This is a genomic window from Pseudoalteromonas sp. M8, from assembly GCF_018141365.1.
Lineage (GTDB): Bacteria > Pseudomonadota > Gammaproteobacteria > Enterobacterales > Alteromonadaceae > Pseudoalteromonas.
In genome coordinates this window covers 3,388,585-3,401,874 of sequence record NZ_CP047240.1, presented here as the reverse complement: position 1 = coordinate 3,401,874, position 13,290 = coordinate 3,388,585, and the positions used below count along the sequence as shown (strand labels likewise).

Sequence of the window (13,290 nt, the reverse complement as noted above, 5' to 3'; positions counted from 1 at the left end):
TTTACTTCCCCGGAAAATCAATAATAGAGGTGATTTCGTCAGCATTTTCGTAGTCGATACCATGTTCGTCTAAAAGCTTTTTCAGCTTTGCATTTTCGATGCTAAGCTGCTTGCTCTTTAGATCAGACTGCTTAAGCTGTTTTTTCTTGAGATCAAGCTGGGATTTTATAGACAAACGTACACTTTCAATCTGGTTCTCTAGCGTGCTGTTTTCTTCTTCTAAGTGCCTGTTAGTCACTCGAAGTTCAATTAACTCGTATGCCAGCCCTTGGTGATTAGCTTTAGATATTTTCAGCTCTTCCTCTAGCTCTTGTAGAGCGTTCTTTTCTTTAGTGTTGGCTTGCAGCTTGGCCTTAAACTTCAGCCTTTCCCAAAGGTTAAGTTTATTTTTATCGCCATAAATTTTTAATTTTAAGCTCGCGGGTATAGCATCTAAAGACTTTGCAGACGTTGTATATGGCGGAATATCATATTGCTTAACAACTTCCTTACTATTTTGTTTACCGTTCCACTTTCTAAGTCCTGTAGGGCTGGTAGGAAAGAATTCAAGGACATATTTTCCTTTGTCATCAACTTGTTTATTACCTTGAACCAATACAAAGGGGATGCCTTCGTTTGCCCACTTTTCAAGTATTTCTACTTTTCGTTCAATACGCTCAAAGGCTTCTTTTTGTTGAGGATCTTGGTTTTGATTTGTCTTAGCCATTAGGTTGCCCCCTTTGAAAATACTTTTACTTCTTTCCATTGCGCGTTCATGGCTTTCTATCAAAATAGATAAGTTATCGCTTTGCTCCTTTGCACGCATACGTTCAATAGGAAGCATTGAAAAATCAGTTAGGACAGCCTTTAGCGCGATTAAGTCTTCTTTCATTATGTTTAGTTGAGTTCGTTTTACTTCTTGGTATGCACAGCCCTTACAAACAGAAGGCTCACAAGGAGACTTATGCTTTTTAGCTTCATTCTCTTTTTTATGGCAAGTTGCGTGTGGTTTAGGTTTGTGTTTGTGGCCTCTAGCATCAAGAACTTGAGCCATTTCATTACTTTTTTCTTCGTCAGGTAATTCGCTAAAGTCTTTCCCATATTTGTCTTTTGTATAGTTATTGAACCTGACACTCTTCTGTAAAACCCGGTAAACCTTTTTCAAATAAGATGTATATTTGCCAGCCATCTCTTCGGTGCCCATGAGCAAAGTCAGAATGTCTTTTGCCGTTGTTTCAACGCCTACTTCAGCAATGACTTTATCTAGAGCCTTATTTTCTTCTTTTATCGCAATGGTTGATTCTGCTTTCTCATTTCGAGTCAGTTTAGTTTTATGATGAAGTTGCTCATGTGTTTCTCTTGCTGCTGGCTCTGTCACATACACCGTTGTTTGTTCGGGATCGATATGACCTAGTTGATGACATAAGGCCAATAAGTCTGCATTTTTATATTGATAGTGGTAAATTACAGCGTAGATACGTCTGAATGGGTGGCTTTTCATATCCACTTCAGCATCACCTAGCATCATTTTTAAGAAGGCATTGCCAGTGATTTTTGAATCTTTACCCTTATTAAAATGATATTTGTAGTGTTTGAAGTTACCCTGTTCATCAATTCGAAAACTTGGCACATTAAACAAACCGTCAACATCAACAGCGCCCCATGCTTTTTTCAATTTGATTAAACATTGAATTGCTTTAGTGCTACCGTTATTAGTTGTGTACCAACGGCGCTCACCATTTTTTTCGTTATAAAAGCATGCTTGATACCAATTGAATTTTTTATCTTTGCAGCGGAAGAACTCTTCCGTAATACCAATTAGAGGGTGCTGGATTTCTGCTTGTCTTCTTGCGTTGTAAGTTTGCAATATGACATAACATGCAGTCATCAATAATGTGATTACCTCAGTTACAGAGAGCGCCTCAGAATCTATATTTGAAGCGGTTAAACTCGATTTATGGATTTCAATGCCGAGCAGCTTTTCAAGCTCCTTAACTTTTTTCGAGCTAACTAAATATTCTGGAAACTTATGTTCGGTAAGTGTTCGATGGCGAAGCCCTTCAGCAATATAATGATTTTTCAAGCTGGTAATCTCATTTACCAAAGAGATTATTTTGGATGAGTATTCGTATACCCAAAGATGCGACCCACCCAATAGATCAACAACATGTTCTAAATCCAAATTTTTTGTGCGACCAGCAACTTTACCTAGTTTTTTAGAAAGCTGGTTAGGGTTAGGAAAAGGAATAAATTGCATCCGATCTTCATTATCTAGTTTTGCAAACCTATTCCAAGTTCCAAACCAGTTATTCAAAGATTTAACGGCTGGCTGAGAAGGTGCGGATGTGCCTTTGGAAGCTAAATGAGTACCAACTTTAACTCCCTTTGATTTTAGGTGTTCTGTTATTTTTTGGTAAACACTAGTTGGAACTTGATTTTCAAGACTAACAGCACCGATACACTGAGCAATTTTAGGTACTCTTATGCTAGTTACTTTAGAGTTTACGGTGTTACCGTCTTTGATTAAAAATGGCTCTATTTCGTCATTCTCGATTAACAAATCGACAAATGAATTAACTCGTTCTTGCAAGGCTAGTGTAGTTGGGATTCCGCCTTCTTTTAGCGTTACCTTCATCTTATCAATTTGCTTTTGATTTACTCCATTTAAAACGAGATGACCATGTAAACACATATATTCAATGAATTGCGCTGCAATGTTGAGTTGCGACATTACCCCTGTTTTTACAAATGTTGGCGTATGCTTGGCCCTGTTTGCATAAATATCGACGATTTCAATAAGCGCCTTTGCGTAGTCAGGGTAAACCAATATAGGCACTGGGTGCTGCCATCCCGCAGCACCGGGAACCCATATATCACGTAGATCTACAGAGCCTTTTTGCAATACCGTTTCATTGGCTTTCGCGCCAGTGATCTTCGCATGATAATGTAAAACAGTACCTTCAATAGCGAGTTTTTCATCTGTAACTTGCAACAGTTTTGCATTTTCTAAAAGTAGATCATCATGTTCTTCCAGTATATCTTCTGGCTTTATATCTTTTAAGAATTGGTACTTAAGATTACTGTTCATTTTCTAATCTCCATTTAGCATCTTTGAACATTAGAGGATTGGATAACTCTACATATTTTACTAATCCAAACGTAAATCGCATTTCCGGTGCAATATACTCATCAAAATATTCTCTACCATACTTTGCTAATAACACCTCTCCACGTGCAATGTAATAAGCCTGATGTCGCAGGGTTCGTACAAATTCATCAACACCCAGTTCAACGCGATTGAACTCGCAACCTTCTCCTGAATGGCATTTTCGACCTTTGCAGATACTGTCCTGTTTAGATTTATCAACACCAGCAAAGATATCTGTGCATGATGAGCCGTCCGCTAAAATGAACCAGTCGGGCAATTCTTCTTTATGATCGGCTGGTGCTACGATCAAATCCTCGTCAATGTTGTTGCGATCTAAGCCGTATTTCTTTATTGATGCTTCTTTATGTCTAAACTGAACGGTTGTCTCAAATTTTCGCTGAAAGTCTGCATTGTTGGCTTCATATTCAATTACAGCGATAGGGTGAGTAAGATAACCAGAAGTTACTCTACTGGTTGCATGATTCCGCTCTCGTTGTGAATTAACCAAGCTACCGTCGATACCTTTTCTAAGATTCATTTGATGTTTGGCTAATAACTCCATCCGAAAATATGGAAGGGTGTAGTGATCACGTAGCCTGTCTATAATACTTGCCGATAGGAAATTTAGTTTTGTCGAACCCGGAGTATCCCAAATACTCTCTGGTTGAAAGCCCATTCGTACCATGTTGGCATGATGTTGGGTAAGAAAACTAACCACCTCACGAATTTCTTTTTCATGTGGTTCAATCGTAACAGGCGAAGTATCTTTACCTACTTTTCCTTTGAATCCAGCAAGTACAAAAGCACCTTCTGATAATTGCTCTGGAAAATTTGCACGAGTCAATGTTGCTATTACATCTTTATTCCAAGTAGTTCTGATAACTAATCTTATAAAGCACACAAGCAGAATATTTTTAGGCAAAAATAAACCAGACCAGAAAAATTCTTTCATACCAGTGCCAGTGCTACGAAACCAATGTTGCACATATGGTGGAATTAACTCTGATTTTTGTAGGCAGTAAGTGGTATTTGTTACCCCTTTTGATAGTTGATGCCTTAGGTAGGCTCCCATTACCAATTCACTAGTAAATTCCTTTTTAATCGCGCTTACTCGTGATTGTAGGACTTTCCTTCCGTCTTCAATTTGGTTGTCATTAACTAGCTTTGTAACTGTTTCTGGAATATCTTTGATATAAAAGCCGTTTACGTCTTTTTTCGTGTATTTGTCAAAAGTGGCTATAAGCTGCTTGTAGTATTCAACCTCTTTCTTACATGCACTCAGTATCTGGTTTATTGGCTTTTCAAAATACTCCTGTACATTTTTTCGTAGTTCAGATAATGATTGTTGCTGATTAAGAATAGGACAAGGTAAGACATCTCCATTTTCATCGACAGGTTCTATTAATTTTTGCGAATCCAGCTCTTCGGATGCACTGAATCGAGATTTAAATCCACAGTTTTTTATTTCGATTTGATTGTTAATTTTTCCTGCATGTTTACTTAGGAATGTTCGTATAGATTGGCTTTTAGCTGCCTTTAGTTTTATATCCTGTTTTTCAATGATATCTTCAAGCTGAGCAAAACCTAATCTGAAATCTCTTTGTTCTAATTCAGATATTGGGCTAGAAAGGATATGTCTTACTTGAGCCACCTCAAATGAAGTATCAACGATATAGCCTAAAGTTCGCTCTATGTCAGATAAAGACGTGGAAGGCATCGGCGTGGTTGTTGTGTAAGTTTGTAGGTTGTTTAACGCTGTTACTAGCACGCTGTTCAGTTTTAATAAGGGCTTTAATTTGGTCAGGTTAAATTTAACGGTCACATCACTCTTTTTGCCGTTAGTTTTGGAATAACCTTGAAAAGCCATTGTGTTAATTTTTTCTTTTGGATTAATAGTCGAATCAATCTCAAAATCTTTTAGTAACCTTCCACTTTTAGTTGGGGTTTCGCATAGGTTCAGAAAGCCACGAATGAGTTTTAGTCTTTCGAACTTGTCGTCAGGGAAGTGATTGGTGATAAACAACTCTAGCTCTATTAAACCCTTGGAAACATTATAAGTAATCAAGTCTTCGGGCTTTTTAGCAATAAGTAATCGAGCGTAGTTGTAGCCTTCTTTTCGAATCAGCATTAGGACTTCTACTAGCTTTTTTACCTTATCGCTATCATTAGGGGTAACAGTTGAGTCAGCCTCTAGCTTGTTTAGGCAGCATTCACCAACACTTCCAGATGGTAAAATAGATCCTATTAAGAAAGTGTCAATTCTGTGATCTACGTCCGAACAATTTACGGTATATTGTGGCTTAAATTTTAACTGGCCTGAGCTGTTGAAATTGGTTTTGAAGAGGTCTTTTGCTTTTTTTAGCTCAGGAGCAATTAGTCCATGATCAAATAGTTTCTGTCTAAATAGTGTACTTAGCTGATTCAACTTTCTCCTTGGCAATGCCTTATGTAAATTTTTCTCAAAATCGATTAGCGCTTCGATAATGTTATCTGGCGTTAATTGGCTTAATGGAGAGTTAAGTAATGTTTTTATTTGAGAGTTTTTAGGCCACTGGTCAATTTCACGCAACAGTTTTTTAAAGCTCGCAATGACGGAGTATTCAAAGGGCTGTTCTTTCGAGGCATTTTCTAAATTGATTAGAAGATTGTGTAAAACCGATTCCTTAACAAATAGGTGTGGGAAAATATCGGGATCTATAACCGTAAACTTAATCTTATTTTTTACATTAATGGTAAAAAGGTCTATGTTAGGGTTTTTCTTAAAGTCTACATTTGTTGATAGCAGTGTTGCATAAGCTAATTCTGATGCATTAAAACCATTTTCTATAGGAACACTGAATGAGTTGAAAAAGTTTCTTACAGCGGTGCTGTAGCTTTTGGCGCCAGTTAAAGGAAAGTGGTTTATTAATGTCAATTCAATTGACTTATAACCTTGGATGAGATCTGTGATGGTTATAGCCTCTGGTTTACTTACTAATAAATGGATTAACGCTTGGTGATCTTCTTCGTCAGCATTTATTAGTTGCAATAACTTTGATATCGCTAATCGTACATTGTAATGCGCAAGAGATGAGGTTTTTTCGTTTTCATCATCCCATTTAGAATTAATTAAACAATGTTGTAAAAAGCTGCCTTTGGGGGCTAATCTTTGGAAAATGGCATTGTCGATGTTGAGGATGCTTTTATTTTTATAGTTTTTCATGGGGCTGACTTAGGTATACCTTAAAGTTTACATCGACTTTCAAATAAGTGAATAAAAATAATAGCATTTAATCGGTCGGTCGGTGTGTCTATTTTTAATTTATAATACCTAAAAACCTTATTGGCGCTTGCCAGTGCGCTTGAAATGATCATCGAAAAAGGAATTTACGATAAGGTAATTGTGACGCGAAATACGCCTGAGATAGCTGAAAGTATTGGCTTTTTACCAGGCACGGAAGAAGAGAAAATGGCCCCTTGGCTTGCGGCAATCACAGATACCTTAGAAGTGCTTCACAAACACGATGAAAGCCCAGTGACTAGCCGAAACTATATTATGGAAAAGGCGAACATTCAGTTCAAATCGGTGAACTTTATGCGTGGCCGAAGTATTCAAAATGCGGTCGTTATTTTAGATGAGAGCCAAAACTTAACGGCATCACAGTTAAAAACCATCATCACTCGCTGCGGTGAGGGAACCAAATTAATTTGTACGGGAAACCTCGCCCAGATTGATAGTAATTATCTCACCCCAGTGACATCAGGGTTAACTTATATTGTCGAGCGCTTTAAAGACTTTGAAGGTAGCGCTACCATTAACTTAAACGGTGTAGTACGAAGCCGCTTGGCAAGTTTTGCTGAAGAAAATTTATAACTTGCCTTGAGCCGACTGGCTCGTTACTCTTTTGCTAACACTGTGTGCAAACGGGAACGAGCCAGTAAATGGATGCGACAAAAGAATTTTTACCACTAAAAAGTTACCGAAAGGGAATTTTAGTGGCGGTAATAATACCCATCCTACTTGTCCTCGTCTTAGCTTACCATCTCTATCAAATTAAACTCGAACGCCAGTACAAAGTACGTTTTGGTCAGTATGAATATGTTTCTCAGCAGCTGAAACAAGAGTTTTATGCTGCACATGTCGTTCTTGATAGTATCGCCGTTAACCTAGCGCAGCCCATTTCTTTTCAAAAGCCACCAGAGTGGTTAGAAGATATAGAGCAACACCCTGAACATTATTATCATGCGTTACCAAACAATGGTGGAGAGATTGTTGGTCGTGGGCAAGTCAGTGAAGCGCTTTTTGCCACTAAACGATGGCAAACCGTATTATCGCTTAATACCGCTTTTGATGCCGCACTCGCATTGCAAGGTGGATTGTATGCGGTCGCATACATAGAAGATGATGGTTTTGCGTATGTTAAGCGTCGAGATGCGTCAAGCAGCCATTTCATCACCCGGTTAGTTCAAGGTAAGTTCGAACCCGACTTTAGCTTGGGCAATATAGTCGTTGGTCCACCCGTGAAGTTTTTCGATAGACAAATGTTTGCGCTCGGCAAGAAACTATCAACGGTGGATAACGCTCATGTATTGATGATCTATGATAGCGATATTATTGATAGGTGGTTGTTAAACATCGGCTCCTTAGACGGTACGATGGAATTTAAAAACCAAAGTGATGAGATTATCGCGGGGAAGCGTTATGACCACGACCACGATGGGCTTGTAAACTCATCAGCACCTTGGCAGTACGGACTGCACTTTATTGCAAAACCCGCCAAAGAGCCTATTAGTTTAAACTATCATGAAAGCTATGAGCAGTTTGCCGCTCCGCTACAGCGGGAGATCTTGCTCGAACTTGCACTATTACTGTTTTTTATTCTTTTTACCTTTGTGACTATTGTATGGTTAAGCGGACAAGTATTTGTCCGACCTCTAAAGCATTTTGTGAATTATCTATCTTTGCAAGAGCATACACCACAAGCCACTTTAAACTATCCTATCCCCTCAGAATGGCAACCTTGGTTTATACAAATCAAACAGGTGGTGGAGCAAAAATCGCGCTTAATGCATGCCCTTAAGCAACATAATCAAGAACTAGACGACGAAATTAAGCGTAAACAACAGGCATTAAAGCAAAGCTTTGAGGCAAAAGAGCGTCAAGCTGCTTTGCTAAATGCAGTGCTTGACTCTGTGCCCGATATTATCTATTTCAAAAATATAGACGGTTCATTCATAGGCTGTAATCGCGCGTTTGAAGAGTTTATGGGGGTTGATAAGTCGGATTTAGTTGCGAAAACACAACCTGAAGTGACATCTGGATTAACCATTTTACTTGAGCAAGAAGCGGCGATGGAGCGCTCGCAAGAACAAGTGGCAACTAATTTTGTCCTTGGGGCAAATACCTACTTTTTGACTATCACGCCATTGAAATCGGAAACTGGAAAGCTCATCGGTTGTTTGGGGGTTGCGAGAGATATTACTGCCGCACAAGAGGCATATAATGCCCTAAGAGACTCTGAAGAAAACTTTAGGGCAGCGACTGAGTTTGCACCTAATGGCGTTATTCTAGCTGCGATCAGCGGTAAAATTTTGGAGATGAACAAGGCTGCCAAACGTTACTTATCACTTGATAAGAATACCGGAGAAAAGCAGCTGGAACGCTTGTTTGATGAACAAAACTGGCAAGAGCTGAAGCCTGTCTTGGCTGGGCTATTAAAAGAGCAAAAGAAAGTCGTTGAGCACATGATTTCACAGTCGGGTAAGCACCGCTGGTTACAATTGAGTATTTCTTTAGTTTGGGATAAAAATAAGCGCCCTAAGTATTACGTGATCCATATTCAAAATATCACTGGTCTGCTGTTAGCGAAGCAAGATGCTGAGCGCGCAACGCTTGCCAAAAGCCGCTTTATCGCGAATATCAGCCATGAAATTAGAACGCCAATTAATGCCATATTAGGTCTGGCGGATATGATCAAAAGTGAGGCGCTGACTCGAGTTCAGAGTAAAAAATTGCAGCAGCTTTCTGGGGCTGCAAACGAGCTGCTTACCATGCTCAACAGTATTTTAGAGTTTGCCAAAGTAGAAAGTCATCAAGGCACAATTCAATACGAGACATTTCAAACCTGCCATGTATTTACCACTATAGAATCACTGATTAAGCCTTTATGTATACAAAAAGGCTTGGAGTTTGAGTTACAGGTCGACCCTCAAGTTTGGCCTTACCTTTACAGTGATGAAGATAAAGTAAAGCAAATCTTAGTAAACCTACTTGGTAACGCCGTAAAGTATACCAACCATGGTAAGGTGGGTCTGAAAGTAACGTTAACTAATGATAGAGCTGCAAAACAAACCATAAAGTTTGCTGTTTGGGACACTGGCGTTGGGATCAAATCGCAAGAAATTGAACACCTTTTTGATGCATTTACCCAAGGTGATGAAAGCTTCACACGTCGTCACGAAGGCATTGGTTTGGGGCTTGCGATTGTGAAGCAAGAAGTTGCACTCTTAGGTGGCGATATTGCGGTTAACTCAACCCCGAACGAAGGAAGCTGCTTTTTCTTCGAATTGGTGCTAGATAAAGGCGCTTGTCCAGTTGTGGATAGTCACAAAGAAGTTTACTGTCTCACCACCGAAGCACATAGCTTACCAAGCTATTTTGCAGGTCTTGCGGAACCTTTATCTGTTGAGCGATTGCACGGGATGCATGCTCAGCTCGACAAGTCTATTGTTGTTATTCCACCAGAAGCAGCACTTGACCCCGCTTATACGCTACCTGGAAATACCGCATTACTACTGCATTGTGAAGGGGAGTTTCCTGAGCAAAGTAACCATATTGCGCTTAATCAAAGTGTGTTTTACCAATCAGCTTATACTTGGCTTGCTGAATTTGCCCATATGACGCAAACCGTCGACAACGTGTGTATGCAGGTTGCCGGTGCACTTTGCTTGGTGGTCGACGATAACAACTTAAATTTAGATATTACTGAAAATATGTTGAAGCAGAATGGTATTTCTACCGTAGGGCTCCAAAGCGCCGAACATATTGAGGAAGTTTGTCGCTCACTGCAACCCGATATCATCCTGATGGATATCCATATGCCAAATATTGATGGCTATCAAGCGACCAAGCAGATCAGAGCCGTGTGGTCTGAAACTGAGCTTCCCGTTATCGCCTTGACCGCCAATGCAAGCAAAGAAGAGCGGGCGAAAGCCACAGCCGTTGGCATGAATGATTATTTGGTAAAACCAATTAATAGCACACAGGCGTGCAAGGCATTGGCAAGTAATATTTTCCAGTCGGATAAAACAGAAGAAGCCTTTTTTGATTATGAGTTTGCTTTATCACAAATGATGCAAAATGAAACGTTTTTGCAAACAATGTTAGATAAATTTGCTAAACTTTGCCATGATTACCTAGAACAGGTTGCTGAAATAGAGCAAGGTTCAGCATTATTTGAGTTAGCACACGGAATTAAGGGCGCTGCTGCAGGTCTGGGCTTTAAGCGACTAGCGAAAGTTGCAAAAGACCTTGAAACGCAAAGCAAAACGATCACAACAATAACAAATCGCACTGACTTGGATGTGTTAACAAATGCACTTTCACAGGTGGTGTGCTTTATCGAGCTAAAAAGGTAGCGTCATAAGATGCAGCAAGCTGAGCACATTTTTATTATTGATGATGACCCAATAAATAAGATGGTCCTAAGCAATACATTAGGTGACGGCCATCGGTTATCCCATAGCACTGACGCTAAGTTATGTATTGATGAACTAAAAGCAAGTAAACCAGACCTTATTATTTTAGATGTGTTAATGGCTGACGGCGCTGGATTTTCTGTTTTAGAGTGCCTAAAAAAGGATGCGAGCACTTACGGTATTCCCGTTGTCGTGATCTCTGGTAGTGTGAGCTTTAAAGATGAAGCACGAGGTTTGGAGTTAGGGGCTGTGGATTATATTACTAAACCCTTTAACCCTTTGATTGTAAAAGCCAGAATCAAAAACCATTTAGCAATAAAAAAGAAAAATGACCTGCTAGAAAAGCTAGCCTCTATCGATGGTTTAACGGAGTTGCCCAATCGTAGATATCTAGATGAAGCGATGAAATCAGCATTAGAAAGCGCAAAAGCTGATGGCAGTGCGTTTACCGTTATGCTGGTTGAGGTGGACTATTTTAAAACGTTTAATGAGCATTATGGCTACATGCACGGTGATGATTGTTTATTTAAGGTCGCCAAAGCGCTAGAAGAAGGCGCTACCCGACGTTCTTTATTTATTGGCCGTTTTGATGGTACTCGTTTTGCGTTGGTACTAACTCAGCATAATATCGACGTAATTAATGAGATAGCAGAAGCGCTGCACGACTCGGTTAATGCGTTAAAAATCCCCCATATTGCTTCACCGATATGTGCGCATGTGAGCGTTAGCATTGGTGCAGTTCATATTGAAAATCACTGTAGTAGTGAGCTTAGTGAGCTGATAAAAATGGCCGATAGCGCACTTGCCGTTGCACAAAAACAGCAAAGTACGGTTTTTATTAAAGTGTTATAAATATCTAAAGCCATATGCGGGGGCTAAAGCATATCCGCATTATTCACCATCCTTGGTGCGATAAAGTCTTACTGAATTTGCTTTAGTGCGTTGTCGCCAAAGCCAACCAGTTGGTTGTTTTTGAATACCAATGGCGTGCACTCATCTTTTGTTACTTTGCCGTCTGAGTGTTTGCTGTTGGTTGCATAGTACAGCACTTGATAGTTGTCGCCGTCTTTTGACACCAACTCGCTAAAGTCAGGAGTTGCAAACATGTCTTTTACTGATGAGTAAGACGCGCCCATTTCAAGGTTAGCAATCTTTTCACGATTTTTACGCTGTTTATGTTCCCAGTTAGACGAGTTGTATTCAGAAGCCCAACTGTGTTCTACTTCACCGTCGGATACAGCAACGATACAGCCTGATAATAGAGTAGAGCTAAGCGCAGCCACTAACATTAATTTTTTCATTGTTGTTTTCCTTTTTAATTTTGTTGCTGAGCAAGTAATGCAAACAGCCATTTATTTTTTGCTTGAATTATCACAAGAGTTGCAAACTCTTTGCCAACTAATAAAGTTTATAAATATCAGTTTGTTGTTGTTTTTTAATCAGTTTGTGGTTGATGGTTTTCACTAACTTTTAGCGATATCACTCACTAAAACAATAATCTAGACCACTCGGTTTCTCGTTGTGCCTGCCACAAAACTTTCAATATTAATGGCAATTTCGCCGACTAAACGTTCGATGGCTTCTTTACTTGCCCATGCCGTATGCGGTGTTAAAAGCAAGTTTTCCCCTTGGTATTGAACAAGTGGGTTGCTTGCTTGGGCCGGCTCTTGAGTGAGGACATCCACAGCAGCACCAGCTATTTGCTTGTTAGTTAGCGCATCCACCAGCGCTTGCTCATTGACTATTCCGCCTCTCGCGGTGTTGATAAGATAAGCATGATTTGGAAGTAGAGCGAATTCAGCTCTCGAAATCAGGTTTTCTGTTTCAGCGGTAAGCGGGCAGTGAATCGATACAATATCCGCAATCTGCAGTGCTTCTTCAAAAGCCATTCGTCCTGCTCTAACCTCAGTTACGCCCCTACGTTCGGCAACAATTACCTGAGCTCCAAATGCTTGTGCGACTTTTGCAACGGCTTCTCCTAACGTTCCATGGCCTACGATCACAAAGTTTTTGCCTGCAATTTCGTTGATGCTGTAGTCCAAGCGACAAAACATATCACTTTGCTGCCAAAGCCCTGCACGGCAGTCTTGCTGGTAACGATGAATATTTGTCATTAAGTTACCAAGCATAGTAAAGGTGTGCTGCACGACAGAAGGGGTCGAATAACCAGCCACATTAGCCACCGCAATTTGATGGGCTTTTGCGGCTGCCAAATCGATGTTGTTGACGCCTGTGGCCGCAACACAAATCAGGCGTAATTGCGGTAACGCCGCGATTGTTTGTTCAGTTAACTGTACTTTATTGGTGATGATGACTGCTGCATCTTTACAGCGTGTGATGATGTCCTCACTGGGTGTGGTGTCGTAAGACGTTAATGTGCCTAGTTTGGCAATGGGGGAAAGATCGGTTCCTGCAAGGGTTTTAGCGTCTAATACCACGATTTGCATTATTTTTATCCTTTTCTTGACTTTGGAGTTAACTCTAAG

The 13,290-nt window shown here is 40.0% G+C and carries 6 protein-coding genes and 1 pseudogene; 3 read left to right on the top strand and 4 right to left on the bottom strand.

The genetic code is table 11. The features are described 5' to 3' along the window. Position 1 precedes the first annotated feature (1 nt). Positions 2-3,067, bottom strand: coding sequence for a hypothetical protein (locus GSF13_RS20120; protein ID WP_249122715.1), 3,066 nt, complete (start codon positions 3,065-3,067; stop codon positions 2-4). Continuing rightward, entirely contained in the window at positions 3,057-6,329 is a 3,273-nt protein-coding gene (locus tag GSF13_RS20115) for a hypothetical protein (protein ID WP_211866846.1), read from the bottom strand. Before GSF13_RS20115 ends, GSF13_RS20120 begins: the two co-directional genes overlap by 11 nt. 111 nt (positions 6,330-6,440) lie before the next feature. Here GSF13_RS20115 and GSF13_RS20110 point away from each other — a divergent pair. The 3 genes and pseudogenes from GSF13_RS20110 to GSF13_RS20100 all read left to right on the top strand — a co-directional run. Further along, a pseudogene (locus GSF13_RS20110) lies at positions 6,441-6,980 on the top strand (PhoH family protein); the annotation flags it as partial. Between the two features lie 122 nt (positions 6,981-7,102). Next, positions 7,103-10,744: a response regulator gene (locus tag GSF13_RS20105; protein WP_249122714.1), complete on the top strand. Its 3,642-nt coding sequence runs from the start codon at positions 7,103-7,105 to the stop codon at positions 10,742-10,744. A gap of 9 nt (positions 10,745-10,753) precedes the next feature. Next, positions 10,754-11,656 (top strand): diguanylate cyclase, encoded by a 903-nt coding sequence (locus GSF13_RS20100; RefSeq protein WP_211866842.1) that lies wholly within the window; start codon positions 10,754-10,756, stop codon positions 11,654-11,656. A 68-nt stretch (positions 11,657-11,724) separates the two neighbouring features. Here GSF13_RS20100 and GSF13_RS20095 read toward each other — a convergent pair whose 3' ends face one another. Further along, on the bottom strand, positions 11,725-12,105 hold the full coding sequence (locus tag GSF13_RS20095) for a DUF3192 domain-containing protein (protein WP_211866833.1): 381 nt from the start codon (positions 12,103-12,105) through the stop codon (positions 11,725-11,727). Positions 12,106-12,303: 198 nt separating this feature from the next. Continuing rightward, positions 12,304-13,251 carry a D-2-hydroxyacid dehydrogenase gene (locus tag GSF13_RS20090; RefSeq protein ID WP_206472216.1) on the bottom strand — a complete coding sequence of 316 codons (948 nt, stop codon included), beginning with the start codon at positions 13,249-13,251 and terminating at the stop codon, positions 12,304-12,306. Positions 13,252-13,290: the final 39 nt, after the last annotated feature.

Excerpts from the sequence above, each read along its gene's own strand:
- GSF13_RS20095 (WP_211866833.1), bottom strand. The coding sequence starts at position 12,105 with ATGAAAAAATTAATGTTAGTGGCTGCGCTTAGCTCTACTCTATTATCA.
- GSF13_RS20120 (WP_249122715.1), bottom strand. The coding sequence starts at position 3,067 with ATGAACAGTAATCTTAAGTACCAATTCTTAAAAGATATAAAGCCAGAA.
- GSF13_RS20100 (WP_211866842.1), top strand. The coding sequence starts at position 10,754 with ATGCAGCAAGCTGAGCACATTTTTATTATTGATGATGACCCAATAAAT.
- GSF13_RS20090 (WP_206472216.1), bottom strand. The coding sequence starts at position 13,251 with ATGCAAATCGTGGTATTAGACGCTAAAACCCTTGCAGGAACCGATCTT.
- GSF13_RS20115 (WP_211866846.1), bottom strand. The coding sequence starts at position 6,329 with ATGAAAAACTATAAAAATAAAAGCATCCTCAACATCGACAATGCCATT.